28 protein-coding genes are annotated in these 24,931 nt (G+C 51.7%); 14 read left to right on the top strand and 14 right to left on the bottom strand.

From position 1 onward, the window contains the following. Positions 1-234: 234 nt before the first annotated feature. The 9 genes from D5269_RS02415 to rpsF all read right to left on the bottom strand — a co-directional run bounded on the left by D5269_RS02415 (position 235) and on the right by rpsF (position 7,061). Positions 235-1,077 carry a 3-hydroxybutyryl-CoA dehydrogenase gene (locus tag D5269_RS02415; RefSeq protein ID WP_016316056.1) on the bottom strand — a complete coding sequence of 281 codons (843 nt, stop codon included), beginning with the start codon at positions 1,075-1,077 and terminating at the stop codon, positions 235-237. Positions 1,078-1,111: 34 nt separating this feature from the next. After that, positions 1,112-1,888, bottom strand: coding sequence for an enoyl-CoA hydratase-related protein (locus D5269_RS02410; RefSeq protein ID WP_016316057.1), 777 nt, complete (start codon positions 1,886-1,888; stop codon positions 1,112-1,114). Positions 1,889-2,020: 132 nt separating this feature from the next. Next, positions 2,021-3,205: an acetyl-CoA C-acetyltransferase gene (locus tag D5269_RS02405; RefSeq protein WP_016316058.1), complete on the bottom strand. Its 1,185-nt coding sequence runs from the start codon at positions 3,203-3,205 to the stop codon at positions 2,021-2,023. A gap of 219 nt (positions 3,206-3,424) precedes the next feature. Next, positions 3,425-3,790 carry a hypothetical protein gene (locus D5269_RS02400; RefSeq protein WP_166545123.1) on the bottom strand — a complete coding sequence of 122 codons (366 nt, stop codon included), beginning with the start codon at positions 3,788-3,790 and terminating at the stop codon, positions 3,425-3,427. A gap of 116 nt (positions 3,791-3,906) precedes the next feature. Next, the gene (locus D5269_RS02395; RefSeq protein ID WP_243126546.1) at positions 3,907-5,178 is read right to left on the bottom strand and encodes a DUF1576 domain-containing protein; all 1,272 of its coding nucleotides are present in this window, start codon (positions 5,176-5,178) and stop codon (positions 3,907-3,909) included. 113 nt (positions 5,179-5,291) lie between these two features. Then, a complete protein-coding gene (locus D5269_RS02390) occupies positions 5,292-5,684 on the bottom strand; it encodes a hypothetical protein (RefSeq protein ID WP_120482006.1) in 393 nt (130 codons plus the stop codon). Between the two features lie 258 nt (positions 5,685-5,942). Next, complete coding sequence (rpsR, locus tag D5269_RS02385) at positions 5,943-6,197, bottom strand: 30S ribosomal protein S18 (protein WP_016316062.1); 255 nt, start codon at positions 6,195-6,197, stop codon at positions 5,943-5,945. Between the two features lie 69 nt (positions 6,198-6,266). After that, the gene (locus D5269_RS02380; protein WP_016316063.1) at positions 6,267-6,722 is read right to left on the bottom strand and encodes a single-stranded DNA-binding protein; all 456 of its coding nucleotides are present in this window, start codon (positions 6,720-6,722) and stop codon (positions 6,267-6,269) included. 21 nt (positions 6,723-6,743) lie between these two features. Beyond that, a complete protein-coding gene (rpsF, locus tag D5269_RS02375) occupies positions 6,744-7,061 on the bottom strand; it encodes a 30S ribosomal protein S6 (protein WP_016316064.1) in 318 nt (105 codons plus the stop codon). Between the two features lie 270 nt (positions 7,062-7,331). Here rpsF and D5269_RS02370 point away from each other — a divergent pair, with 270 nt between their 5' ends. The 6 genes from D5269_RS02370 (at position 7,332) to D5269_RS02345 (ending at position 11,435) form a co-directional block, all read left to right on the top strand. Beyond that, positions 7,332-7,772, top strand: coding sequence for a MarR family transcriptional regulator (locus D5269_RS02370; RefSeq protein WP_120482004.1), 441 nt, complete (start codon positions 7,332-7,334; stop codon positions 7,770-7,772). Between the two features lies 1 nt (position 7,773). Continuing rightward, entirely contained in the window at positions 7,774-8,547 is a 774-nt protein-coding gene (locus D5269_RS02365; RefSeq protein ID WP_120482002.1) for a sulfite exporter TauE/SafE family protein, read from the top strand. Between the two features lie 232 nt (positions 8,548-8,779). Further along, complete coding sequence (locus tag D5269_RS02360) at positions 8,780-9,658, top strand: DUF5685 family protein (RefSeq protein WP_120482000.1); 879 nt, start codon at positions 8,780-8,782, stop codon at positions 9,656-9,658. Further along, positions 9,655-10,272 (top strand): DnaJ domain-containing protein, encoded by a 618-nt coding sequence (locus D5269_RS02355; RefSeq protein WP_016316068.1) that lies wholly within the window; start codon positions 9,655-9,657, stop codon positions 10,270-10,272. Before D5269_RS02360 ends, D5269_RS02355 begins: the two co-directional genes overlap by 4 nt. A gap of 76 nt (positions 10,273-10,348) precedes the next feature. Continuing rightward, the gene (locus tag D5269_RS02350) at positions 10,349-10,885 is read left to right on the top strand and encodes a hypothetical protein (protein ID WP_016316069.1); all 537 of its coding nucleotides are present in this window, start codon (positions 10,349-10,351) and stop codon (positions 10,883-10,885) included. A 13-nt stretch (positions 10,886-10,898) separates the two neighbouring features. Then, complete coding sequence (locus D5269_RS02345) at positions 10,899-11,435, top strand: hypothetical protein (protein WP_166545122.1); 537 nt, start codon at positions 10,899-10,901, stop codon at positions 11,433-11,435. 151 nt (positions 11,436-11,586) lie between these two features. Here D5269_RS02345 and D5269_RS02340 read toward each other — a convergent pair whose 3' ends face one another. Continuing rightward, complete coding sequence (locus tag D5269_RS02340) at positions 11,587-12,213, bottom strand: YitT family protein (RefSeq protein ID WP_207709091.1); 627 nt, start codon at positions 12,211-12,213, stop codon at positions 11,587-11,589. Between the two features lie 245 nt (positions 12,214-12,458). On the opposite strand from D5269_RS02340, the gene D5269_RS02335 reads away from it, so the two are divergent. The 3 genes from D5269_RS02335 (at position 12,459) to D5269_RS02325 (ending at position 15,625) form a co-directional block, all read left to right on the top strand. Continuing rightward, a complete protein-coding gene (locus tag D5269_RS02335) occupies positions 12,459-13,826 on the top strand; it encodes a preprotein translocase subunit SecD (RefSeq protein ID WP_016316072.1) in 1,368 nt (455 codons plus the stop codon). Next, positions 13,826-14,749 (top strand): protein translocase subunit SecF, encoded by a 924-nt coding sequence (gene secF, locus D5269_RS02330; protein WP_016316073.1) that lies wholly within the window; start codon positions 13,826-13,828, stop codon positions 14,747-14,749. Before D5269_RS02335 ends, secF begins: the two co-directional genes overlap by 1 nt. Positions 14,750-14,812: 63 nt before the next feature. After that, entirely contained in the window at positions 14,813-15,625 is an 813-nt protein-coding gene (locus tag D5269_RS02325; protein ID WP_120481993.1) for a sugar phosphate isomerase/epimerase, read from the top strand. Between the two features lie 268 nt (positions 15,626-15,893). On the opposite strand, the gene D5269_RS02320 is transcribed toward D5269_RS02325, so the two are convergent. Continuing rightward, positions 15,894-16,904: a sugar-transfer associated ATP-grasp domain-containing protein gene (locus D5269_RS02320; RefSeq protein ID WP_016316075.1), complete on the bottom strand. Its 1,011-nt coding sequence runs from the start codon at positions 16,902-16,904 to the stop codon at positions 15,894-15,896. A gap of 208 nt (positions 16,905-17,112) precedes the next feature. Between D5269_RS02320 and D5269_RS02315 the strand changes: the two genes are divergently transcribed. Beyond that, complete coding sequence (locus tag D5269_RS02315) at positions 17,113-17,865, top strand: hypothetical protein (protein WP_120481991.1); 753 nt, start codon at positions 17,113-17,115, stop codon at positions 17,863-17,865. Positions 17,866-17,931: 66 nt separating this feature from the next. On the opposite strand, the gene D5269_RS02310 is transcribed toward D5269_RS02315, so the two are convergent. Beyond that, on the bottom strand, positions 17,932-18,813 hold the full coding sequence (locus D5269_RS02310; RefSeq protein WP_120481990.1) for a radical SAM protein: 882 nt from the start codon (positions 18,811-18,813) through the stop codon (positions 17,932-17,934). A 10-nt stretch (positions 18,814-18,823) separates the two neighbouring features. Then, positions 18,824-19,723, bottom strand: coding sequence for a radical SAM protein (locus D5269_RS02305; protein ID WP_016316078.1), 900 nt, complete (start codon positions 19,721-19,723; stop codon positions 18,824-18,826). A 223-nt stretch (positions 19,724-19,946) separates the two neighbouring features. Here D5269_RS02305 and D5269_RS02300 point away from each other — a divergent pair, with 223 nt between their 5' ends. Beyond that, positions 19,947-20,318 (top strand): winged helix-turn-helix transcriptional regulator, encoded by a 372-nt coding sequence (locus D5269_RS02300; protein WP_120482016.1) that lies wholly within the window; start codon positions 19,947-19,949, stop codon positions 20,316-20,318. Positions 20,319-20,361: 43 nt separating this feature from the next. Here the strand turns inward: D5269_RS02300 and D5269_RS02295 are convergent, their stop codons facing one another. Continuing rightward, complete coding sequence (locus D5269_RS02295; protein ID WP_016316080.1) at positions 20,362-21,297, bottom strand: LysR family transcriptional regulator; 936 nt, start codon at positions 21,295-21,297, stop codon at positions 20,362-20,364. Between the two features lie 316 nt (positions 21,298-21,613). Here D5269_RS02295 and D5269_RS02290 point away from each other — a divergent pair, with 316 nt between their 5' ends. From D5269_RS02290 to D5269_RS02280, 3 genes are all read left to right on the top strand, one after another. Next, complete coding sequence (locus D5269_RS02290) at positions 21,614-22,096, top strand: TRAP transporter small permease (RefSeq protein WP_016316081.1); 483 nt, start codon at positions 21,614-21,616, stop codon at positions 22,094-22,096. After that, entirely contained in the window at positions 22,096-23,382 is a 1,287-nt protein-coding gene (locus tag D5269_RS02285; RefSeq protein ID WP_016316082.1) for a TRAP transporter large permease, read from the top strand. The genes D5269_RS02290 and D5269_RS02285 overlap by 1 nt, the downstream gene beginning before the upstream one ends. 109 nt (positions 23,383-23,491) lie before the next feature. Beyond that, positions 23,492-24,580 (top strand): TRAP transporter substrate-binding protein, encoded by a 1,089-nt coding sequence (locus D5269_RS02280; RefSeq protein ID WP_120481988.1) that lies wholly within the window; start codon positions 23,492-23,494, stop codon positions 24,578-24,580. The last annotated feature ends 351 nt before the right edge of the window (positions 24,581-24,931 follow it).

Raw genomic sequence — 24,931 nt, 5'->3', positions numbered from 1 at the left:
ACCTCTTTTTCCGCGAAATCACGGAACAGCTGCCGCGCCATTTCCTGCTCTTTGCTCAATACAAAGTCCATATACGTTCCTCCTGCTATATTTTACTTCCCGATCACAGCCGAAGCAGGTGCAAAGGATCGCTTTGATCCTTTGCAGGCCCATGGCATCCATTGCGGAGGACTGCCGGCAACGGCCCAAAACCTGCGGGGTGTCAGCCACTTCAAAAGATGGAGCGCGCAGACATTACCGATTGGTGTAATCGTAGAAGCCTTTGCCTGTTTTCCTGCCGAGCATACCGCCGCGAACCATCTTGCGGAGCAGGGGATGCGGACGGTATTTGGGATCGCCGAATTCAGCGTAGAGAACCTCCATGATTGCGAGGCAAACATCCAGCCCGACCAGGTCGCCCAGCTCCAGCGGCCCCATCGGGTGGTTTGCGCCAAGTTTCATGGCGGTATCAATGTCCTCCACCGAAGCGACTCCATCCGCATAGATGCCAATGCCTTCGTTAATCATTGGGATCAGGACACGGTTGACTACGAAACCCGCCGCCTCTTTCACCTCGACCGGCACTTTACCGATCTCTTTTGCAATTGCGAAGATTTTTTCCATTGTCTCGGGGGTAGTCTGGAGACCGGCGATCACTTCCACCAGCTTCATGACAGGGGCGGGATTGAAAAAGTGCATTCCGACCACCGGACGGTCCAGCCCTTTGGACATCTCGGTCAGCGAGAGGGAAGAGGTATTGGACGCGAAGATCGTCTCGGGTTTGCAGATCCCCTGCAATTTTGAGAACAGTTCTTTTTTCAGATCCATCCGCTCGAGCGCAGCTTCCACAACGAGATCGCAGTCGGCCACCTTGTCATTCAGCCCAGTCGTAATACGGCCGAGAATGTCGTCCATCTTGGCCTGCTCCATCTTGCCTTTTGAAACCAGTCGGGAGAGGTTTTTCTCGATCCTCTGCTTGCCGCCGGCAGCAAATTCCTCTGAGATGTCGCAGAGGACAACCTCATATCCATCCGTAACTGCGAACGCCTGCGCGATACCGGAACCCATCGTTCCCGCGCCGATTACTCCAACTTTCATCTTCGGATACCTCCTGATTTTTCAAATTTCACCGTTAACGGTTCAAGAATGCGCCTGGTTTGCGTTTTTCGAGGAATGCAAGCATGGCATTATGCTGGTCCTCGCTCTCGAAACAGGTGCTGAACTGGTCGGACTCGACCTCCAGCGACCATTGATTCCCCACATCCTGTCCGCGGTTGACCGCCATTTTGGTTGCACGAACCGCGATGGGGGCATTTGCGGCGATCCGCTCCGCCAGCTTGACCGCCTCTTCCATCAGGCTTTCCTGCGGATAGACATGGTTGACCAACCCGATCTGGAGCGCAGTGTTTGCATCGATCCGCCCTGCGGTGTAGAGCATCTCTTTGGCCCAGCCAAACCCGACGATACGGGCGAGCCGCTGGGTGCCGCCGAACCCGGCGGTGATGCCAAGAGAAACCTCCGGCTGAGAAAAAACAGCATTGTGAGACGCGATGCGAATATCACAGGCGGATGCAAGCTCACAGCCGCCGCCCAATGCGTATCCGTTGACTGCGGCGATGACCGGGATCGGCAGGGTGGTAAGCGACCGGAAAACACTGTTGCCCTTACGGCTCCACTCTTTGCCTTCCTCGTGGGTCATTTCACGCATCATAGCGATGTCAGCCCCCGCAACAAAGGCTTTTTCTCCCCCTCCGGTGATAATCAGGCAGCGGGTTTCGTCAATCAAGATGTTGTCGATCGTTTCAGCCATCTCATCCAACACCTGTGCATTGAGCGCATTCATCGCCTTTGGACGGTTGATCGTCATGATCCCTACAAAGCCCTTTTGCTCATACTTTACAAATTCCACACAAATCCTCCTAAAAAATACTTCTCACACATACGCGGTTCAAAACCGCCACACATACAACAATGTCCCGGAACCGGTTCCGGAAGAAATGGGATGTAGGCCGCCGTTCCCGGCGGCCTGCTGGAAAAATCCTTATTTGATATTTTCGACAACCGCCGACACACCCATGCCGCCGCCGACGCAGAGGGTAGCAAGGCCCTTACCGGCTTCACGGCGTTTCAGCTCATAGAGCAGGGTAACCAGGATACGGCAGCCGGATGCACCGACCGGATGTCCAATCGAGATGGCGCCGCCATTGACATTGACCTTGGCGGGATCCCATTTCAGGTCCATGCCAACGGCCAGTGCCTGTGCCGCGAATGCCTCGTTTGCCTCGATTAGGTCCATATCCTCGATCTTGAGTCCGGTCTTTGCAAACAGTTTTTGGGTAGAGGCGGCAGGGCCAATGCCCATGTATGCCGGGTCGACACCAGCGGAGGCACCGCCGATCCATTTCGCCATCGGCTTGATGCCCAGTTCAGCCGCTTTTTCAGCGCTCATGACGACGATCGCAGCCGCACCGTCATTGATGCCGGAAGCGTTTGCAGCGGTGACGGTGCCGTCCTTCTTGAATGCGCCCTTGAGCTTTGCAAGCCCTTCAACGGTCACACCGTCGCGCGGGAACTCGTCCTTATCGAACATCACGGTCTCTTTTTTCACCTTGACCGGCACCGGGACGATCTCTTCATCAAATTTACCGGCTTTCCGGGCAGCTTCACATTTCTGCTGGCTCTGCGCGGCAAACGCATCCTGCATCTCGCGGGTGATGCCATATTTCTCGGCGACATTCTCTGCGGTGATGCCCATATGGTAGTCATTGAACGCATCCCAGAGCGCATCTTTAATCATTGTGTCAACCAGCGTGCCGTTGTTCATGCGGTAGCCGTAACGCGCCTGCGGCAGCGCAAACGGAGCCGCCGACATATTCTCCATGCCGCCTGCAACGATGATATCCGCTTCACCGGCTAGGATCATTGCAGCCGCCATGTTGACGCATTTCAGGCCGGAGCCGCAGACGTTATTGACAGTCAGTGCAGGGACGTCGACCGGAACGCCCGCCTTCACTGCGGCCTGACGTGCAACGTTCTGCCCCAAAGCGCCCTGGAGCACACAGCCCATCAGCACCTCATCGACCGCCTCCGGCTTGACCCCGGCGCGGTTGAGCGCTTCCTTAATCACGATAGAACCCATCTCCGCCGCCGGAACATTCGCCAGCGAGCCGCCCATTCTGCCGAGCGCGGTACGCACAGCGCCAACCAGTACTACTTCTCTTGCCATAATAAACGCCTCCGTTATTTATTTTGGTCTTCCACTTCTTCAACCCCGCTCACAGGCGGTGAATTACTAGCCCAGTATACACCAGTTTCGCACAAATTGCTAGAATCCTTCCGTTTTTCCGCAAATTTTCCTGCAAAAAACACAACCTAATGCAGTTTTTTGTCTCCTGTATCGGGAAAAGCAGGAAAAACGCATTTTTTCCTGCAAGTACCAGCCCTGTCAATCCCGCTGTTTGAAAAGCACCAGATCCACCCGTTCGTCGGTGATCTGTACCGAAGCGCGGTCGATCATCTGCCCAATCAAATGCAGTTCGGAGTCCTGCCCGCCCCCGTTACGGTTAGAGCCTGCGAGCTGCCAGAAAAATTCCTCCAGGCTTTGGTCCCGTTCGGATTCTTCCACCTGTAGAAAGCGTTCAAGGTCGTTGACCCGGGCGCGCTCCGAAGGGCTGTATCCGCTTGAAAAGTGCAGTTCGCATCCGTTTTCCAGCTGCAGCAGGTTAATCTGTATCCCCTGAGAGCCGACACTAAAGAAAAAATAGGTCAGCTCATCCATAATTCGGGTCATCTTTTTGATAGTCGCATTCATCCCTACCACTTCCTTTCCTGTTTTTATCGCGAAACAGCGAAGCGCTGCTTCCTGAACCATCCAGGGGCTGCCTGAAAGCTAAAATGATCGTCCGGTTTACAGTTTTCAAGCAAGCCCTAATCACCATCTTCTTTGCGGAATGCCTCGATCAGCGGCAACAGCACCATACAGACCAGCCCCGCAGCAAATCCGTTGTTGTAAAGATTCAATCCGCCGTGTAGAATGTTGGTGTTGAGCACGACCGAAGCGTGCAGGATTCCCGCAAGGATCCCCCATTTCCAGCCGTACTGCCCAGAGATCGGGGCGAGCCCGGTCGAAAAAAGGGCTGCCAAAAGCACGCTGGGGGAATCCAACTTCCAGACCATAAAATAAGAGCTTATGACCACCCCCGCCATCACTGGGACGATATTGCGCATATGCTTACCAAATGCACCAAATCCACAGATGGTCAGGATACCGCCGATTGTCGGGCCATTGAGATCACCACCGACCAGCAGCACATAAGCGGTCGCGAAACCACCAACCACTCCCATGTTAATCAGCACGAGGGGGTAACCGTCGAGCAGGATGAAGTCCGCCACCGAGCGGCCAGTGTGGCGATGGATACGGGAAAAACCGGAAAAGCACTTCCCATTTAGCCAAAAGCCGGTAAAAACCATAATTCCAAAGAGTAAAAACAGGAAGATTGAAAACGGCAGGTTATACCCGGTGCTCCAAACCATCCGGGAATCAAACTCATGTCCGAAGGATTTGAACAGGGAAGCGAGCACCATGCCGATCAATCCGGCAGTAAAGCCGACATTATAGAGATTGTATCCCTGGTGCACCCGCAAGGTATAGGCGGCGAGCGGCGGCAGAACAAACCCGATCAGCAGACCGATCAGACAGCCGATAAGATAGCGAAAAAGCGGGGTGCCATTCTGCCCGATCGAAGCGATCTCGGTGACGACCGGAGCGAGCGCTGTTCCGAAAAGGGATATGTAGATATAACGGGAAAAAGGCTCTTGCTTATAGAGAGAGTAGAGGTAGCCCCCGATGATGATAGGGAAGATGTTGCTGATGTCTTTACCGAACAGGGAAAAACCCGCCATCAAAAACAGGCAGGCCACACTGATTCCGGAAAATGGGACCTTGGCTATCCGAAGCAGAAAAACCGAGATGAGCGTCACCAGCCCCGCATTGACGAATGCCGCGCCAACTCCACCAATCAGCATGGAATCGGTAATTAAGACCGCCTGCGTGGTGACGATCTGATAAAGCCCGATTGCGATCTGCCAAGGCGGATTAAACAGGAAGCCATATCCGATCAGCAAGAGGGAAAAGATGAGCATGGTGGATTGGATGAAATCGCTGGGATGTTTTGCATTGTAGGTTAAAGAACGCCGCAAATCCACACCTCCTGTAAGCAACGGCCGTACGGGTTGTCGGGTCAGTATGTGCTGATTTTACCATATTTTTAGAGATACGCCAAGGTGTTTTTTGGTAAAATTACAGGATTTCATCAGGTTTTCCCCAGAAACTGATTTCCACATCTGGGACAGGTGATGCTTACCTTTCCGCGGCCGCGTGGAACACGCAGCTTTTGCCCGCAGTTGCGGCATTTAAAATGGCGGTGGGTGCGGCAGTCCCGCAGGTTATCGGTCATCCGGTACCATCGTTCACGCATGGGGAACCAGTAGCGCAGGAACTTCTGGTTTTCTTCATGCCGCCGCGTGATATTGCGGGAAAACATCCGCAGGTAGCAGAGTACCAACAGAATAAACGAAAACCAATAAAAAATCCGGATCCGCAGAAGCCTGCTGACCAGCAAGAGCGCAATACTCAAGACCAGCATCGCAACATTGAGCTGATCCGAACCATATCTTCCGTACATCATCCTTCTAAGCCAGTTCATAATCGTCCTTCTTTCATTTTACATTCCATGTTCAAAATACTACCATAAAATCCACAAACGATCAATGTATCCGATGTGAACAGTGTGAACAAAAACCAAATAAAAAAATCCGAAAAGGGAAGGCTTGGGGGAGAATCAAAAAAAGGGGTAAACAAAAGGCATCTACTTTTTGTTTACCTCTTTTTCCATCGTTTAAAATATGGCTGCTGTTTCCAGAAACAGCAGCCATAAAAAATAGTTCGTATCTATCAGCAAAAATTAGTCGCTGACATAGGGCAGCAGACCAAGATGACGGGCGCGCTTAATCGCAATGGTAAGCTGACGCTGATGGCGCGCACAGGTACCGGTTACACGGCGGGGAACGATTTTTGCACGTTCGCTCAGGTATCTTCTCAGGCGCGGGACATCCTTATAATCGATCGGGCCGAGCTTATCGACACAGAACGAGCAGACTTTTTTTCTGCCTTTTCTGCCGCCGGAGCGGGGACCTCTGTTTTCTCTCTCGAAAGCCATAATCACAAACCTCCTTATACGGTTTCTTCAGTGTGCCGCGGAAAATGCGGGGGAGAATACTCTAGTTAATTAGAACGGCAGATCGTCCGAATCAGCAGGCATCTCGGCAAAGTCGCCCACATCACCGCTCGAATAGGAAACAGCGGGCTGAGGGGGAGCCTGTGTTGGCGCAGGGGTACGATAATCCTGCGGTGCGCCCGCACTGGCATTTTTGGATTCGCCGAACTGCACATTATCCGCGACCACTTCAACCGCCTTGCGCTTATTGCCGTTTTTATCCTCATAGAGGCGGGTCTGAATCGAACCCTCCACAATAATCATCTTGCCTTTGGCAAAATACCGCGAAACAAATTCCGCGCTCTGCCGCCATGCAACGATGTCGATAAAATCAGCCTGACGTTCCCGGTCCTTGGCGTAGTTGCGGTCGATCGCAATGGTGAACGAACAGACCGAAATGCCGTTTGGGGTCTGCCTCAGTTCAGGATCGGCAACGAGACGGCCCATCAGGATCGCTCTATTTAACATAGCCGTACACCATCCTTGTCCTTATGCTTCCTCCGCCTGGGTTGCTTCCTCTTTCGCAACGATCAGGCTGCGAAGAACGCCGTCCGTAATCTTGTAGATACGGTCAAGCTCTGCAGGGAATTCTGGGGACGAGGTAAACTCAACAACTACATAATGACCAACCGTCTCGTCGTTGATCGGGTAGGCCAGTGTGCGCTGCCCCCAGGTATCCACCTTGTTGATGGTCGCATTGTCGGCGATCAGAGTGTTGAACTTCTCAACCAGAGCGTTCACCGATTCCTCACCGTTCTTCACACTGAATACCATGACAGTCTCGTAATTTGCTTTCAGCTGTGCCATTTGAACACCTCCTTTTGGACTTTAGGCCCTGCCTCGAACGGACAGAGCAAGGATGTTGAAGTTACAGGACATGATCCCGTGACTAACCAGTAAATTATAGCAGAAGCGGAAAGGTTCGTCAAGTGCCAGTGGAGGAAAATTCGACGTTTTTTCGAAAAGGCCACTCTAAAAGCATTTTTCGAGAAAGGGTAGGTTGACAAGATATGCTGTTTTTGCTATAGTAATTCTAAAATTGAATAGTTCATTTTTGAATAATAAGGAAGTGAATCTATGGACTTTATAAAGGGGATTGAGCTGCCTTATAAAATTCTGCGGGCCTATGGACAGATCTGCAAGGGAATCTGCAAGAAGACACAGATTCCGCAGACTGCTTTTGACATCCTCATGTTTCTTGCAAACAATCCGAACCTGAATACTGCGCGGGATATTGTGCAAATCAGAGGCATCAAGGCCAATCTTGTTTCGATCAATGTGGATCGCCTGGTGAATGAAGGGCTGCTGGAGCGAAGGTCTGCGCCCGGAGACCGCAGGAAAACGATTTTGGTCTGTACCGAAAAAGCCGCTCCTTTTATAGAACAGGGGCATATCATTCAAAACCAGTTTTTAGAGCAGCTTTTCCAGGGCATTGATGCGGCACAGTACCAGAATTTCCTTGGAACATTGGACAGGATTGATCAAAATACAACGAACATGATGAAGGGGAAGATTTGATATGGAACTGCTTATGACAATCGCAGTGACCTTTTTTGCCGGTATGGGCGCGGGCCTCGGGACCGGCTTTGCAGGGATGAGCGCCGCTGCCGTAATCAGTCCCATGCTTATCAGCTTTCTGCATATAGAGCCCTATATGGCGGTTGGAATTGCACTTTCGTCTGATGTGCTGGCGAGCGCAGTATCCGCCTACACCTATAAAAAGAATCAAAATCTGGACATCAGAAATGGATTCCTCATGATGTGCAGCGTTTTATTGTTCACCGTCGTTGGGAGTTATGTTTCGAGCCTGATCCCTTCTGCGGCGATGGGGAATTTTTCAATATTTATGACCTTCCTTCTCGGCATCAAATTTATTGTGAGACCGGTGATGACCACCAAGGAAGCGATGAAGCGGACAGCCCCCGGGAAAAGGGCGGTTCAATCGGTTGCCTGTGGAATCCTCATCGGCTTCATCTGCGGGTTTGTCGGAGCGGGTGGCGGCATGATGATGCTCCTGATACTGACCTCCGTTCTGGGATATGAACTGAAGACAGCCGTCGGCACCAGCGTATTTATCATGACGTTTACCGCACTGACTGGTGCTGTTTCCCATTTCCGGATTGGCGGCTCCCCGGACTGGTTGGTTATGGCGTTATGCATACTTTTTACCTTCCTGTGGGCCAGAGTTGCGGCAATCTTTGCGAATAAGGCAGAACCAAAGACGTTAAACCAGGCGACCGGGGTCATTTTGGTTCTTCTGGGACTTGCTATTTTTCTGTTCAATCTTCTGTAAACGCAGGGAATTCGTTTTGTATCTTCGGCAAAGAAAGCGTGAAACACGTTCTCAGCCGGTTTCAAACAGACGCGAATAAAAAGAATCCGGCGTTCTGATCGGTTGTGACAGTCTGCGCGGTCTTTTCGCTACAAATTTACAGGGTTTTTTAGACAATTCATAGTTTATTAAACAAATTGGAAGCTGATTCGTGTAAACTGGTATCGTTAAGTATCTTGTAATGGAGCACACTATGTTTGGATATGTGAAGCCCTTTAAGCCGCAGATGCGGGTTTGTGAATACGAAACCTACAAGGCGGTTTACTGTGGACTGTGTAAGCAGCTGGGCCGCACATACGGCCCATTCTCTCGGCTCACCCTCAGCTATGATTTTACCTTTCTTGCGCTGCTTCAGATGTCACTCCAAGACAAGCCGCAGGATTTTTCGCTTCGGCGGTGTATGCTGAACCCACTGAAAAAAGCGCCGTGTTGTGAAGAAAGCGGGGCTTTGGAGTTCGCAGGGGGGGCCGCAATGCTGACCCTCTATTTCAAACTGCTCGACAATTATAACGACGGCGGGTTTGTTCAGCGGTTGGGTTCTCTGGCCTGCAAGCCTTTGGTATGGTTTGCCTACCGGAAAGCGGCGGACGTCTATCCCGAAACAGCCTCAATCCTCTATGAGACGATCAGCAGGCAGAGTCTGATCGAAAGCGAGCGGTGTGACAGTGTGGATCAGGCGAGTGAGCCGACCGCCCTTGCGCTTTCGGGGCTTTGCGGGCAGCTTTCGGAGGAACCCGGCTGCAAACGGGTGCTGCTGCGGTTTGGGTATCTGCTGGGGCGGTATGTCTATCTTGCGGATGCGCTGGACGATCTGGAGGAAGATGTTCGTCAGGGCAGCTACAACGCCTTTCTGCTGCGGGAGCATCTGGATGGCACCCCCTCGGACGAACAGCTCGCGGCCATCCGGGAGAACGCGAAAGGCTCCCTGTTCCTCACGATCGCCGAGCTGGAAAAAACATATGACCTGCTTGACTTGCAGTATTATAAGCCGATCTTGGACAACATTGTCTATTTGGGGCTTCGCGATACCGTTGAACGAATCTTGTTGCCAAAGGAGACGAAACGCAGATGACAGATCCTTATAAGGTCTTAGGGGTTTCCCCCACTGCAACGGATGAGCAGGTGAAATCTGCCTACCGGGAGCTTGCTAAAAAGTATCACCCCGACAACTATGTGAACAATCCGCTCTCTGACCTTGCGGAAGAAAAGATGCAGGAGATCAATCAGGCGTACGATGCGATCCTTGCACAGCGCAAGGCCGGGCAGGGCGGTTCCACCTATGGCGGCGGTGGCTATACCGGCGGCTATGGCGGCTCATCCCAGTTTGCGGACATCCGCAGAATGATCAATGCGGGAAGGCTCGCCGAGGCACAGGAACTGTTGGACGGGGTTTCGGCCGGCAGCCGGGATGCAGAGTGGTATTTTCTGAAAGGCAGCATCTACTATTCCCGCGGATGGCTGGACGACGCGCTCCAGAGTTTCCAGAAGGCGTGTGCAATGAATCCCCAGAACAGGGAGTATTCTGCGGCTTATAACCAGCTTCTCTGGCAGCGTCAGACCGGTCAGGCCCGTTATGGCCAGGGCGGATATACGACGCACATGAATGCTGCGCCATGCAGCTGCTGTGATATCTGTGCTGCGCTCTACTGCGCCAACTGCTGCATGGATTGCGGCGGCTGCTTCTAAAGCCTGGTCAAAAAATCGGAACATCCTTTTTGAAACAGGCTTTGGTTTCTATCCCATCCCGCTTTGGAGGCACTCTATGAAAAAAAGTACACAGGTTGCAATCGGCGGGCTCTCCGCCGCGGTCTGCCTGCTGATGCTGTTCATGACCGGGTTGATCCCGTTTTCTTCCTACGTTTTTCCCGCCTTTGCGGGGATTGTCCTGATTGCCGTTTCAGAGGAGAATGGTGTTCGGACAGCTTTGATGGTTTATCTCTCGGTTTCTTTGCTTTCCCTTTTTTTGATCCCTGACCAGGAAGCAAAGCTGTTGTTCATTCTTCTGCTGGGCTATTATCCGATGATCCGCCCGGTATTCCAACGGCTTTTTCGCCCGTTCGCCTATCTGGCAAAGCTCGTACTTTTTAATCTGGTGCTTGTAGCATTTTATTATATCTGCCTCTATGTGTTTGGCATCCCGGACCTTCTTGACGGCTGGGGCAGTTTTGGACAATATGCCACATATATTGTCCTAGGCATGGCAAATCTCACCTTTTTGATGTATGATTCCATGCTGACCCAGGTACTGCGATTCTATGTCGAGTGGTTTCGGCCCAAAATCCTACGCAAAATTTTTTAAGGCAGGTGTTTTTATGTCGGTCAGATACAGGTCGCGCTCCCGCACCAATCTGTTCCTTGTTTTGATGCTTTCGCTGTTGTGCACTCTGCTGATCGGATTCGGCGTATTTCTTTTTTTTAGAGGCGGGATCGACAGAAACGAAATCCAGCGGATCTATCAGGTGGAGGGCTTGGACCCCGCCGCCAAAATCGGCAGGCTTCCTGGCTCTGAAAACGTGGGGCAGCCAGCCAGTGAAACCGACTTCGTGTATCAGCTCAATACCGCCCCGTCCTTTACCAGGAACGGGAAGGATGGGGAACTGCTGATTGGGAATCCGGCTGTCAATCAGTATCTGATGGTGGTCGAAATCCGGCTGGAGGGCTCCGAGTCGGTTTGTTACCAGTCCCAGTTTATCGCCCCCAACCAGTACATAGAAAAGGCATCCCTCAAGCTGATCCCAGGCTCTCCTGGAGCCTATCCCGCGACCGCTTACATCAACGCGGTCGACCCTCAGACGCTCGATCTGGTCGGGACGCTGGAGACGCCGGTAACCGTCACTATCCAGGAATAAACAGCTCCGCGCCCTGAAAAGGCGCGGAGTGCTCTTTTTATGTTCTGTTTTTTCGACCGCTTGTTCTTTGGATTTTGCAGCGGAGTGGCGCACATCTAGAGCTGCTGTAATATTTTTCACACAGGCATCTATTCTCCTGCTTGATCCACTGTCATGCCGGCTCAGGTTTTGCCTGTTCGCCGTATGTGTGCACCTTCCCGATTACATAAGAGGAGATGGTGACAGTCACAAGCGAGCAGGCAATCTTGCTCAGCGGGAGATAGCTCAGAGAGAGCGCCAGAACGGTGAGGTCTGTGGAAAGGTACGCGCGGGAGATCGGGATTCGGGTGAGATGGGAGATCACCAGCGCGAGCGCGTCGTCCCCGCCGGAAGCGCCGCCTCTGCGCACCACCAGCCCGACTCCCAGCCCAACAAAAAGCCCTCCAACTACCGCAGCGGTCAGCGGGTGTCCGGAAAGATCGGGAAGAAGCGGTGGAAACCGCTCATAAAATGCGTAGGAAACCGCAAAACTACAACTGGCAACGAGTGCGTACCGGGCGAACGAGGTTCCCAGAAACCGAAATGCAAGCAGATAACAGCTCACGTCCATCAGGAAACCACTGATAGATGGGGAAATGCCGAACCAGTGGTGAAGCAGCAGGGTCATCCCCAGTACACCGCCTTCGGTGATCCCACTCTGGCTGTGCACGTTATAAAGCCCAAACGAAAGAATGGAAGCGCCGAGCACCAGCGGGCCATAGCATCTCAAAAGAGATAATGCCCGATTTGGGGAACGCATGATAACAACTCCTTTTTGGTTTTCCTGTCTTTGTTCCGCTGACAGTATTTTGAGATGAAACCAAAAATCAGGTTTCCTGCCTATCATACCACAGAATTTTTACTTTGCAACATAGGCAGAATACGGGTTCAGCTCCAAAATCTGATTGACTTTTTTAGCAGTTTCACCTATAATAGAAAAAGTGCCGTATTGCGGCAATTGGCGCGCCCACAGCTGTGCGGCGCGGTGCAAGGAGGATTAAGCAGATGAAAAAAGTTGGCAAGCCGATGTTTTTCGTGGTTGTCGCGGTTATCGTCCTGCTTACAGCGATGTCGTTCTTTGGGCTTTCGTACAGCTATGGGGACAACAAGACCACGTTCATCAAGGGCGCGGGCGATATACGCTGGGGCATCGACATCCGGGGCGGCGTGGATGTAACATTCAGCCCGCCGGACGATTATGACGCGACCGACGACGAAATGGCTGCCGCGGAATCAATCATCAAGGTGCGTCTGGTTTCGCAGAACATCACCGATTCCGAGGTTTATACCGATTATAATAAGGACCGCATTATCGTTCGATTTCCCTGGAAAGAAGGGGAGAGCGACTTCAACCCTGAAACCGCTGTGAAAGAGCTGGGGGAGACAGCGCTTCTGACCTTCCGGGAGAACACCAGCGGGCCGGTGATCCTTGAGGGGAAAGACGTTGAAAAAGCCGAAGCGGGGATCAATCCGGAGAATAACGAATATATTGTCTCGCTCAAGCTGACCAGCGAGGGTGCGAAACTGTTTGCGGACGCTACCGGGCGCCTGGTCGGGCAGAAAATTTCGATCTGGATGGACGATACCATGATCTCCGCACCGAACGTCAACCAGCAGATTCCGAGCGGGGAAGCGATCATCTCGGGAGGCTCCGGCCAGTATGCATTCACTGCGGAGGAGGCCAAATCCCTTGCGGACAAGATTAACGGCGGTGCGCTCCCGTTCAAGCTCGAGACCGAGAACTTCTCTTCGATTTCCCCGACCCTTGGGATGGGTGCGCGTGACGCGATGGTTATGGCAGGGGCGGTTGCATTCGCTCTGGTTTCGCTCTATATCATTGTGCTCTACCGCCTGCCGGGTGTGGTGGCCTGTATCGCGCTTGTTGGACAAGTTGCCGGCTCGGTAGCCTGCATTTCCGGTTTCTTCGGGAATGCCCCGTCGTTCACCCTGACACTGCCGGGTATCGCGGGCATCATCCTCTCGATCGGTATGGGCGTGGATGCGAATGTCATCACGTCGGAGCGCATCAAGGAGGAGCTGAAAAACGGAAGAACCCTGGAAGGCGCGATCGATTCGGGTTTCCAGCGCACCTTTGCAGCGATTTTTGACGGCAATATCACAATGGTGCTGGTGGCTGCGGTGCTGATGGGCGCGTTTGGACCGCCAAACAGCATTCTGGGCAATCTGTTCAGCCCAATTTTCCGCTGGTTTGGGCCTTCCGCAACCGGCGCGATCTATTCGTTTGGTTATACCCTGATTGTCGGCGTGATCTTCAACTTCCTGATGGGGGTCACCGCTTCCCGTCTGATGTTAAAATCAATCTCGAAATATAAAGCCTTCCGGAAACCCTGGCTGTTTGGAGGTGAGAAGTGATGCGTGATATTGTAGGACGCAGAAAGCTCTGGTTTACCATTCCCTGTGTCGTGCTGGTGGTTACGCTGGTCGCCTCTCTGGTGTTTGGCGTAGAGCTGGACATCAACTTCCGGGGCGGTTCGCTGGTAACCTACTCATTTGAAGGGTCGGTTGACAAGGGCCAGTTTGAGGACACGATTCAGCAGGCTTTTGGCCAGCAGATTTCGGTGCAGGAGCAGCAGGATGTCGTGACCGGCAGAACCAACTATGTTGCGAACCTGTCGGTGAAAGAGGGGATCAGCCCTGACCAGCAGATTGCGATTACCTCCGCACTTCAGGAGAAGTTCCCGGACAACAAGATAGAGGTTGTCTCGACCAGCAATGTTGACCCGGCGATCGGGCGGGATTTCTTCGTCAAGTCCATGGTAGCAGTTGCAGCAGCAGCTGTTTTGATGATCCTGTATATCGCCTACCGGTTCCGCAGGATGGGCGGATGGTCGGCAGGTGTATTCTCGGTGGTCGCCCTGCTCCACGATGTGATGTACGTGTTTGCAGCGTTTGTGCTTTTCCGGTTCCCAATCGGGGACAGCTTTATCGCGGTAGCCCTGACCATTTTGGGCTATTCGATCAATGCGACTATCGTGGTCTACGACCGGATTCGTGAAAATAAACGCTTGCTCGGGAGTAAGGTGACGGTTGACGAGGTAGTCAATGTCTCGATCAACCAGAGCCTGACGCGTTCGATCAATACAACGGTTTCAACCGTGATTGCGATGGGAACGGTCTGTGTCATCTCGGTCATCTATCATGTGGAATCAATCCTCGTTTTCTCGCTCCCAATGCTGATTGGCATGGTTGCGGGCGCCTATTCGTCGGTTTGCCTTGCCGGTCCTCTCTGGGCAACCTGGCAGAACTATAAAGCGGCGCAGAACAAACAGAAATGAAACTGAGAACAGACCGCCGGCACCCACGGCGGTCTGTTTTGACAGAATAGAGTGGAGGATGTTATGGTTGCCGGAATTTCGACTGCCTCATACTATCCAGAAGTACCGGAATTCGCTCTGAAACGGATGGCGGTTCTGGGGGTAAAAGCAGCGGAGGTTTTCATTAACGCGCCAAGCGAGCTGGAAAAGCCGTATCTGCGGGAGCTGCGCAGAATTGCGGATAGGGGAGGGGTGCGGATCGTTTCGATTCATCCGTTTACCTCGGAAATGGAACCGCTCCTGTTTTTTTCCGCATATGAACGGCGTTATCAGGATGGTCTGGAGCTTTACAAAAAATTTTTTGAGGCGGCAAATCTGTTAGGTGCTGATCTGCTGGTCTTTCACGGGGACAGAAGGCAGACACAAAGAACGGTTGAGGAATACTGTGAGCGGTTCCAAGGGGTGATGGAGGCCGGAGAACGGATGGGTGTTACGGTTGCGCAGGAGAATGTGCCGCGTTGTGCGGCATGGAATCCCGCATTTTTCCGCAGTATGGCACACTGCCTGCCGAAAGCACGCTTTGTGCTGGATGTCAAACAAAGTGTGCGTGCAGGTTTTTCCGCCTCGGAAATGGCGGGCGCGATGGGAAGGCAGATCGCCCATCTGCATATCAGTGACCGGGACGATGCCAGCGACTGTCTTACCGTCGGAAGCGGCAATTCTGATCTGGTCGGATTGATCGCACAGCTAAAATCGCAGGGGTTTGATGGAGCGGTGATCGAGGAAGTTTATCGCAACAGCTATGGGACCTATGGGGAACTGGAGGCGAGCTACGCACTGCTTTTACAGCTCGCGGATGGGAAAAAGCCGGAGAGCTTTGGCTATCTGAAAACATGACATGCCAAACCATCGGTGGGCGCACAACCCCTGTTCTGTGGAAGAAGTTCGGTCAACAGGAAAAGACCAGTTTATTTGTCCCCTCCACATTTCAAATGTGAAGGGGACAACCATGGTTTTTATCAAATGCGGCATGACCATTTGTGGTCATGTCGTTTTGTCTTTCCAGGAATGCTTTTTCTGCTTCGCGTATCCTCGGAAAATGACAATCATCCTTCCTTTTTTCCAGCAGAGAGGATGCCGAAAAAAAGAGAAAGGTGGGCAGGGGTCAAATCCCCTCAACCGCCTTGTCGAATCTGGGGGCAAGGCCAATCTTATCCGCGCCGAGATGCACCTGAAACTGATAGATGTCATGTCCCGGGAAATGGTTTGCCTCAATGATGATGGGGCCTTTCTCGGTAAGTGCGACGTCCCAAGCGATATAGCCCAACTCGGGAATCCGCATGGCGGCTTGTTTGACCAGCTCGGCTGACTCTTTGCAAAACGGGATCTTTGCCCCAACCAGTGCAACGCCAGTCAGCGGATGGGTGTAATAGGCTTTCCCATCCTTATCCGCTCCGGGGGTGCAGATTTCGCCGGCTTCCATGTCGACAATGACCGCCATTCCTCCACTGTTAAGGTTGTCCACCCGTTTTCCGTTGCCAATCCGCATACTGAAAAAGACCAGATGGACTGTATCATGGTTTTTGATGGTTACCAGCCGCAGTGTATTGACCGAGAGCGGATAGATATGGCTGACCAGTGGATGCTGCACAATGAAAGCCTCCACCAGATATTGCCCGCCCTGCATCAGCATTTCGTAAAGCCCTACGATCTCACTTTTTTCCGACTGCTCGATGAATTCCACGCCACGTCCGCAAGTGCCGTCGAGTGGCTTGGCAACCATCTGGGAATGTTTTTTGCAGAACGCTTCGAACCCCTCTTTCCCGCAGACACGCAGATCGACCCAGTCCCGCCCATGGAATCCGTCAAACCGTTTGAGAAACTCGACCTTGTCCTCGAGCAGATGCCAGTTTTCCCGCGGGTTCAGAAGGCTGACATACCGGTTATTTACCCCGCGGGTGATGTAGGTGGCGCGCTGGGCGGCAGTCAGGGTGTAAAACTCGAAGACCAGATAATCCATATAACCTGCCTGGTATCGAAGGCCGCAGGAGATGATGTCGGCCAGGACCGCGAGTGTATTTTTTCCGGTCCGTTCATGGACAGTCTTAGCAGTGCGCACCATTGCGCCGTAGTCCATCCCGGCAATCCGTTTTATAATATATGTAAATTTAGGCATAAATTCCAGTCCCTTCAAACGCTATTATGTGAAACTGCCCACCTGAAAAACAGGCGAGTCGTTTTCCCCCTGCGCATATTATATCCTGTTTTTCGACTTTTTTCAACCGGCTGTTTTTTGGATGCAGTAATCTGGCTTGTTCCATGCACCTAATACATGTAAGGCAAATTCCTACAACGACAAAAAAGATAGAAAAGAGGTTCTTTCCATGAAAAATTTTTGGATTGCAGCAATTTCCCTGATGGCAGCGGTCTCGCTTGCAGCGTGCGGGGCATCCGCTCCCGCCGCCTCGTCATCCCCGTCCTCTGAAGCAGTTTCTTCTGGGGTGGTCTCTTCCGAGAAGGCGTCTTCCGAGTCTACTCCGGAAGAATCGGATGCATCTCCTGATTCCCAACAGCTCGAGAAGATGAGTGCTCCCCGTTATGTCGGAGTAGTGGACGATTTTGCGGTCAATGATGCTGGGGAGACGGTACTTATCATGAAGCCCTCCCACGGCGGAGACGCCAATGGGAGCCTCAATATCGCGCTGACCAAAGATACCTCTTACACCATAGAGGATGGCGCGCTTGCCAACGGTGCAGAACTGGAGATTTTTTATGTCCTGAATGAGAAGAATGAGGCCGTTGCGGTACAGATTAACGATACAGACGAGGTTCCGGCCGGCAGTGATGGGCTTCCTGATTTTGATATGGAGGAATCGGTGAGCTACGACGGCGTTGTTCTTTCTGTTTCTTTTGATCCTTCGAACCCCAAAGAAGGTTCGATTGAGATGACGGATTTTGATGGCCAGATGCCCTATGTCTTTCACTTTAATGAGGAGACTACGGTGGAGGGAATCGACCTGAAGGAAATCCAGCCGCAGACCAAGCTGCATATCGAGCACAGCCAGATTTCTACCCGCAGCCTGCCGCCGCAGAGCAATGCGTTTTCGATCTCTCCTTATCAGTCAGACGCACAATAAACCACAGAAATAATAGCCACAGGGGCGGCAGCATTTCGAGCTGTCGCCCCTGTTAATGATCCTGTTTTATTCTAATGATTGCATCGTGCTCCGGTATCGCTGCATTTCCTCTTCTGATACCGTATTGATGATGTTCTGTAATTCCCGGATGATAAAACTGCGTTCTTTTGGCAAATATGCGGCAGTGGGGTAAAAATTAGATTTGGAGTTTGCAAACAGATGGGTTCGTATCTGCAAATTTTGAATCAGTATCTGCAACTCTTGAATACGCTCTTTTTCTTCAGCAGGCGTGAAAAGACCTCGCTGCACCATATCAAAAAATTTTGTTTTTGGGAAGATGGTAAGTGAAGTCACAGAAATAAAGCGTGGATTCAGCTGATTGAACAGCCTTGCGCTGTTTTCCGCACTCCGAAAGCAGGAACCGTTTCCAGCTAATCCGGCCATATATACAAAATAGTATTCAATTTCTGCTTCCTCCAATTTCCTGCATTGCTCTAAAATATCCTGTGCAGTATACCCCTTATTCGCCAGCAGAAGGGTTTCATCGTCTCCACTTTCTACGCCAATACTCAGCCCGTTTACCCCCATGGCCCGCAGTTTCCTCAACTGCCAAGGTTCTTTATTTTTAATATCACGTATGCTGGCAAACATGGCAATCGTCTGGCACTTAATCAAATAGTCGCGGACTGTCAGCAGGTATGGTTTGAGCTGTTCGTACCCCAATGCAAATGGATTGGCACCTGTCAAAAAAATTCTTCGTGCATGGGGCTGATATTTTTTGATTTCCTCGAGATCCGCTTCAAACTCCGACAAAGGGGATAGCCGAAATAGCTCCTGCGCATATAGATTGCAGAAGTGACATTTCTGGTAGGTGCAGCCGGAAGTTAGTTGGATGATGCAGGAACTGGCTTCATAATGCGGTCGCCATGTCCTTTCAGTGAAATGCATCGGCCCACCTCTACAAATGGCGGAGATTTTTGCGGTAATTTCGCAATTCCTCTTCACTCACACGTTCAATAATCTCGTTCAATATGGACAGGATTTCCTGCTTATCCTCTGGCAGCCTGCCTTGAACGGGTATCGGGTTGGAAGCGCCCAACGCGCCGAACCAAACGGGAATGTCCAGATGCTCCACCAATGTTTTTAATTCTTTGTATTTTTCGATTTCGGTTTCTTCCTGCCAGTTCCCTTTTTGCATTTCCGCGTAAAGTTCTGAATCGGGATAAATCGTCAGCATACTTGCCCCAATGATTTGGGGATGCAGTTGGTTGCAGATCCGCGCGGTCGCTTCCGCACCGGCTTCCCCTTGGCCTGAGCCGGAAATCCCCGTGAGATAAAAGAAATGGTAGTGGATCCCCGCGTGGTCCAGCCGCTTACACTCGGTTAGAATATTTTTTGACAGGTAACCCTTGTTCATAAATTCCAATGCGTTGTCATCGCCTGTTTCGACCCCGATTGTCAGATAGTCATATCCGGCATCATGCAGCTCTAAAAGCTCCTTATCGCTTTTTAAGGCAACATCCGTTATCCTCGAGAAACAGCCGATGCTCCTGTTGCCCGGGAAATGGTTCTGGATGCGCTCTGCGATCTCGATGAGCCGTGAGGTTTTCAGCACAAACGGGTTTGCCCCAGTCAAAAAAGTCCGGGTTATCTGCCTGTCTTTCCATAACTGCAACCGTGATTCGGCTTCTTTCAGATCATCCTCTATGACCTCCAGCGGCGACATCCTGAATGAAAACGGCAGATCATCATAGAGTGTGCAAAATTTACACTTGTGATGGGTGCATCCTGCGGTAACTTCCAGAAGCAGGGAGGATGCTTCATATGGCGGACGCCATATCGTTCCAGTATAGTGCATAAAGATCGCTCCTTTTGTTGGTTTTGTGGTTCAGAATCGTCCGGATCAACTCCTGTATCTCAAACATATCTCAACATCCCGCGTATTTCAAGTACGGTCTTTTTTTAGCGATAGTATGATTTTGGATACCGAAGCAGCCGAAACAGCCTGAACAGCCGAAGCCCATAGCTTGATTTGACGTCGGCTTTGGGGTATACTTTTGATGGAAAAAGAGGGGGTTTTTATGGCAGAAAACAAATTCAGCGACGAAAAGACGATCGCGCGCTGTGCTCCTATGAGCAGGCTGCAATCGGTCATAGGCGGCAAATGGAAAATTTTGATCCTGTGGTATGTGGCTTTTTATAGAGTGCAGCGGTTTGGGGAGCTGATGCGGCGCCTGGATGGGATTACACAGTCCACCCTGACGAAGCAGCTGCGGGAATTGGAACAGGATGGATTTCTGCACAGGGAGGTTTACAAGGAGATCCCTCCGAAAGTGGAATACTCCCTGACCGCGTTTGGGGAAAGTTTTATCCCAGTTCTCCAAACGATGATGGAGTGGAGCGAGACCTGGTTATGCCCGGAATATCAAAATCCATATCAGAAAAATCCATAAAAAAGAGCGAAACAACGATTGCCGGTTGTTTCGCTCTTTTTTATCAGATTTCCGGTGGAGGGCACTGCAAATAGGTCTGCGCATCCTGCCGAGCCAGTTCGATAAAATCGTTTAGCGCCCGGTTCAGGCGATAGTTTTTGGGGTAGGCCACCCCGAACTGGAACCTCGGGTAGCCGGGCAGATAAAACCATGCAATGTCCCGGTGATTTGTGACGCGCGACTGTGGCACAATAGAAACGCAGACGCCCAGTGCAGCCAGCTGTTGCAGGAAAGAGTTAAAGCTGGATTCCATCATAATCCGTGGGTGGAACTGTTCCCGTTCAAAAATCGGGTCGATCAGCTCGGTGCGCATCGTGGAGCTTTTCAGAGCAGTGGCGAAGGCTTCATCCTTCAGGAGGGAAAGGTCAATGATATTGCAGGGCTGCTGGTCTGCCGGGCCTGCGAGCTGGGCAACCGGATGGCTGCGCTGCACCCCGAGCAGCAGGTTTTCCGCACTCAGCGGGATATACTCTGCTTCATAGATTTCCGGTCTTCCCCCCAGGACAAAGGCGATGTCCAGCTGACCCGTCAGCAGCATATCCAGCATTTCCGGCACCAGAAGCTGGTGGCATTGGATCGAGATACCGGGGTATTTTTGATGGAACGGCGGGTAGATGCGTGCGAACATATCCGAGCTGTGCTCGAAGGTCAGCCCTACATGGTAGGAGCCGGTATGGCAGTTGGCGAGGTCTTGCAGCTGGGCATAGGTAGCCTGCCGCAGTGCGAGCATCTGCTTTGCGGCATCCAGGTAGACCCGCCCGGCTTCCGTCGGCTCCATATGGCGGCGGCGACGGTTGAAGAGCGGGATGCCCAGGTCTTTTTCCAGCTTGAGCAGCTGCTGGTTCAGCGCCGATGGGGTGATGAACAACCCCACCGCAGCATCGCTCATGGTTCCATATTTTTCAATCGCAACGATATATTCCAACTGCTTTAAATCCATTGCCAATCGCTTCCTTCCAGTTTTGCTATAAAAAAACATTGGTGAAAAGATAGAAAAAATAGAGAAAAGTTTATACTATTTCACAAGCAATCATTCCTGTTTTATCAATTTGACAAATAGGTGACAGACTGATTTATGCAAATTGTGTATGGATTCCAGGTGAAGAATATAACTATTAGAAAAACTTAATGAAAAACTAAATTTAATTAACTTTACTTATTTATATGGGAATTTTATAATAAAACCATGACGCAAGAGGAGAGAAACTGTTCAAAAAGCTTGCAAAGCAAAACGAAAACGGAGGAGGAATTTTTTCATGTCATTTTTGAAATGGCTTGACAAGAACTTCGAATATGTTTGCCTGGCATTCTTCCTGGTAATCATGACGGTTCTGTCGTTTGCGAATGTTATCCTGCGGTATTGTTTTAAAAGTCCGCTGGGCTGGTCGGACGAAATCTGCTGCTATTGCCTTGCACTGAGCGCATTTTTCTGCCTGTCCTGTTCCATCCGGCACCGCAGTGCGATCCGGGTGGACACTTTGACGGTGATGCTGCCCAAAGCAGTGCAAAATGTCCTGAATTATGTCTGCAATGCCATTATGATCGTATTTATGGGCTTTTGCATCAAAGGTGGACTGGAGGTCGCAGCGAACGCGGCAAGCGTCAACCAGAAAAGCCCGGCGCTGCAAATCCCGGTTGCGGGGCTTTATCATGTCATGACCTTCTGTTTTGCCCTCAGTATCTTCCGATTGGTTCAGATCATCATTCTCGATTTTAAGGGTGTAAAGGAGGAAGCATAATGGCAATCGGTTTGTTTCTGCTCCTGCTGGCGGTATTTCTGGTCATTTCTCTGCCGGTAGGCGGTGTGTTTGGACTGCTGGCGATGCTGCCGAACCTGCTTGGCGGCCTCAACTATGGTCCTTCCGACGTTGTGCGCGGCATGTTCTCGGGCATGAACAGCTTCACGCTGCTGGCGGTCCCGCTGTTTATGGTATCCGGCATGATTATGGCGGAAGGTGGCCTTTCCAAGCGTCTGTTCGACTTCTTCGCCTACTTCATCGGCAACAAACGTGCAGGTTTCCCCTGTGCGGTGGTCGTAACCTGCATGTTCTATGCAGCGATTTCAGGTTCCTCCCCTGCGACTGTTTCTGCGGTTGGTGCTATGACCATCCCTTTCCTGGTCGAAATGGGCTATGACCTGGTATTTGCAACTTCGATCGTGACAGTGGCCGGTGGGCTGGGCGTCATTATCCCGCCTTCCATCTCGTATATCGTCTATGCGGCGGCAGCGAATACCTCCCCGTCATCGCTGTTCATCGCGGGCATCATTCCTGGCGTGCTGATCGGCGTTGCTTTGATGGTCTACTGCTACATCTACTGCATCCGCAAGGGTGAGGACCGCGAGAAGCTGATGGCAAACTACCAGTCCATCCGCGCAAAAGGCTTTCTGCCGCTGTTCAAGGAGAGCTTCTGGGCATTGCTGACCCCGGTTGTGATTCTGGGCTGTATCTACTCCGGCATCTGCTCCCCGACCGAAGCGGCGGTGATCTCGGTCATTTATGGTCTGTTGGTCTGTATTTTCGCCTATAAGACATTGCGTGTCAAGGACTTGGGACGGGTATTCGTCTCCGGTGCAAAGACCTATGTAAATATCCTGTTTGTCATCGCGGCGGCAAATGCGTTTGCGCGGGTCATGACCCTGCTGCGCTACCCGCAGACGATCTCCAAAGCTGTGCTCAGTGTGACCGACAACAAAATCGTGATCCTGCTGCTGATGAACATTATCATGCTGGTGTGCGGTATGATTATCGACAACATCCCGAACATCATGATTCTGACTCCGATCCTGCTGCCGATCGCAACCGCTGTCGGTGTGGACCCGGTTCACTTCGGTATCATCATGACGGCAAATCTGGCCATCGGCATGGTCACACCGCCGATGGGGATCAACCTGTTTGTCGCCTCGGGTATGACCAAAATTCCCATGATTAAGCTGGCAAAGGCAACTGTTCCATTCCTGATCGCGTTTATCCTCTGCCTGCTGCTGATTACCTTCTGTCCGCCATTAAGCATGATGCTGGTTTAAGCGCCAGAAAATGCAGGACTCCCTGCGAGATTCAAGCGGGCAATCTTATTCCAAAGGGTGTAAAAGGTCTTTGCCTTTTCTATTATACCAAACAAAAGGAGAAAAAACTATGAAAAAAGTAATTGCTTTGACACTTGCTCTTTCTGCCGCTCTGAGTCTGGCGGCCTGCGGATCGTCCGGCTCCTCCAGCAGTGCGGCGGCTCCGGCAGCTCCGGCTGCATCTTCCTCAGCATCCGCTTCCGATGCTGCTCCTGCGGCCACCGGTGAGGACTACGGAACCTACAACTGGACCGCGGCAATGACGGTTGCGGAAACCACCACCAACTACAAGATGGTTGAAAAATTCAAACAGTTGATCGAGGAAAAATCCGGCGGCAGCATCACTGTGGACATTTATCCCGGCGGGCAGCTTGGCAATACGACCGAGTTCACCGAAGCGGTTGTCGCAGGCTCGATTGACATTGGTACCGGTATGACCACCGACCTGGTGGACTTTGTGCCGGAGATGGGGCTGTTTGACATGCCCAACCTGTTCAGCGATGTACAGCAGATGCGTTCGGTGCTTTCGAGTGACTATGCCGCCAACACGCTGAACAGCTATTGCGAAAATGCGGGTGTGCATATGCTGGGCTACTCGGACGCGGGCTTCCGTCAGCTGAGCACCAATAAGAAGGTAAATTCGCTGGCTGACCTGCGTGGACAGAAAATCCGCACCATGACCAACAACTACCACATTGCTTATTGGAATGCGCTGGGTGCAGCAGCTACTCCGATGCAGTTTACCGAGGTGTTCATGGGCCTGCAGCAGGGCAGCATCGACGGCGAGGAGAACCCTTATATGAACATCGTCGGAAACAACTTCCAGGAAGTCCAGAAGTACATTGTTGAGACCAACCATCTTGGCCACATCATCACCTTCTTCATGAGCAACAGCCTGTACCAGAGCCTGCCTGAGAACACCCGCGCACTGGTAGACGAATGTGCAAATGAAGCGGTTCAGTTTGCCGCAGGCACCGCTGATGAGGAGATCGCGGCCGATAAGCAGGTCTGCATCGATGCCGGCTGCGAGATCCTCACCTTCAGCGACGAGGATATGGCAGCCCTGAAAGAGCAAGCCCAGGTCGTTTATGACATGGTTCGTGAAAATCTGGGGGACGAAAAGGTAGACGGACTGCTGGAAGCGATTGCGGCAGCCTGAAATGGAGCAAAAGGGGCGCGCTGAATCAGCCGCCCCTTTTTACAGTGCAGGATCTCTTTATACAGTCAACATACTTGAAACGGATTCTGGTTTCAAGCAGCGGGCAAATCCCGCAGGCATACTTGTTGACGATGCAATGTAAAACAGAGCGGCCAAAGGGGCTCCCTGCGCGGCTTTTTGGCCACAGGCTTCAAAAGAATATTTTGAAGGGTTTCGTTAGAGCTGGTTTGAAAATAGAGAAATGGACGGGTATTTCGTAAAAAAGTGAGCGGCTGCAAGGGAAAGTGCAGAAATGCCCGCTGTATTTCATGTGCTTTTGACGCGGAAGATACCAATTTTGCAGCAAAAGAG

The sequence above is a fragment of the Anaerotruncus sp. 1XD42-93 genome (assembly GCF_009917605.1).
GTDB lineage: Bacteria > Bacillota > Clostridia > Oscillospirales > Ruminococcaceae > Anaerotruncus.
This window is presented reverse-complemented; position numbering and strand designations above follow the sequence as displayed.

Excerpts from the sequence above, each read along its gene's own strand:
- D5269_RS02415 (WP_016316056.1), bottom strand. The coding sequence starts at position 1,077 with ATGAAAGTTGGAGTAATCGGCGCGGGAACGATGGGTTCCGGTATCGCG.
- D5269_RS02405 (WP_016316058.1), bottom strand. The coding sequence starts at position 3,205 with ATGGCAAGAGAAGTAGTACTGGTTGGCGCTGTGCGTACCGCGCTCGGC.
- D5269_RS02400 (WP_166545123.1), bottom strand. The coding sequence starts at position 3,790 with ATGAATGCGACTATCAAAAAGATGACCCGAATTATGGATGAGCTGACC.
- D5269_RS02390 (WP_120482006.1), bottom strand. The coding sequence starts at position 5,684 with ATGAACTGGCTTAGAAGGATGATGTACGGAAGATATGGTTCGGATCAG.
- rpsR (WP_016316062.1), bottom strand. The coding sequence starts at position 6,197 with ATGGCTTTCGAGAGAGAAAACAGAGGTCCCCGCTCCGGCGGCAGAAAA.
- D5269_RS02380 (WP_016316063.1), bottom strand. The coding sequence starts at position 6,722 with ATGTTAAATAGAGCGATCCTGATGGGCCGTCTCGTTGCCGATCCTGAA.
- rpsF (WP_016316064.1), bottom strand. The coding sequence starts at position 7,061 with ATGGCACAGCTGAAAGCAAATTACGAGACTGTCATGGTATTCAGTGTG.
- D5269_RS02370 (WP_120482004.1), top strand. The coding sequence starts at position 7,332 with ATGGACTTTATAAAGGGGATTGAGCTGCCTTATAAAATTCTGCGGGCC.
- D5269_RS02365 (WP_120482002.1), top strand. The coding sequence starts at position 7,774 with ATGGAACTGCTTATGACAATCGCAGTGACCTTTTTTGCCGGTATGGGC.
- D5269_RS02360 (WP_120482000.1), top strand. The coding sequence starts at position 8,780 with ATGTTTGGATATGTGAAGCCCTTTAAGCCGCAGATGCGGGTTTGTGAA.
- D5269_RS02355 (WP_016316068.1), top strand. The coding sequence starts at position 9,655 with ATGACAGATCCTTATAAGGTCTTAGGGGTTTCCCCCACTGCAACGGAT.
- D5269_RS02350 (WP_016316069.1), top strand. The coding sequence starts at position 10,349 with ATGAAAAAAAGTACACAGGTTGCAATCGGCGGGCTCTCCGCCGCGGTC.
- D5269_RS02345 (WP_166545122.1), top strand. The coding sequence starts at position 10,899 with ATGTCGGTCAGATACAGGTCGCGCTCCCGCACCAATCTGTTCCTTGTT.
- D5269_RS02340 (WP_207709091.1), bottom strand. The coding sequence starts at position 12,213 with ATGCGTTCCCCAAATCGGGCATTATCTCTTTTGAGATGCTATGGCCCG.
- D5269_RS02335 (WP_016316072.1), top strand. The coding sequence starts at position 12,459 with ATGAAAAAAGTTGGCAAGCCGATGTTTTTCGTGGTTGTCGCGGTTATC.
- secF (WP_016316073.1), top strand. The coding sequence starts at position 13,826 with ATGCGTGATATTGTAGGACGCAGAAAGCTCTGGTTTACCATTCCCTGT.
- D5269_RS02325 (WP_120481993.1), top strand. The coding sequence starts at position 14,813 with ATGGTTGCCGGAATTTCGACTGCCTCATACTATCCAGAAGTACCGGAA.
- D5269_RS02320 (WP_016316075.1), bottom strand. The coding sequence starts at position 16,904 with ATGCCTAAATTTACATATATTATAAAACGGATTGCCGGGATGGACTAC.
- D5269_RS02315 (WP_120481991.1), top strand. The coding sequence starts at position 17,113 with ATGAAAAATTTTTGGATTGCAGCAATTTCCCTGATGGCAGCGGTCTCG.
- D5269_RS02310 (WP_120481990.1), bottom strand. The coding sequence starts at position 18,813 with ATGCATTTCACTGAAAGGACATGGCGACCGCATTATGAAGCCAGTTCC.
- D5269_RS02305 (WP_016316078.1), bottom strand. The coding sequence starts at position 19,723 with ATGCACTATACTGGAACGATATGGCGTCCGCCATATGAAGCATCCTCC.
- D5269_RS02300 (WP_120482016.1), top strand. The coding sequence starts at position 19,947 with ATGGCAGAAAACAAATTCAGCGACGAAAAGACGATCGCGCGCTGTGCT.
- D5269_RS02295 (WP_016316080.1), bottom strand. The coding sequence starts at position 21,297 with ATGGATTTAAAGCAGTTGGAATATATCGTTGCGATTGAAAAATATGGA.
- D5269_RS02290 (WP_016316081.1), top strand. The coding sequence starts at position 21,614 with ATGTCATTTTTGAAATGGCTTGACAAGAACTTCGAATATGTTTGCCTG.
- D5269_RS02285 (WP_016316082.1), top strand. The coding sequence starts at position 22,096 with ATGGCAATCGGTTTGTTTCTGCTCCTGCTGGCGGTATTTCTGGTCATT.
- D5269_RS02280 (WP_120481988.1), top strand. The coding sequence starts at position 23,492 with ATGAAAAAAGTAATTGCTTTGACACTTGCTCTTTCTGCCGCTCTGAGT.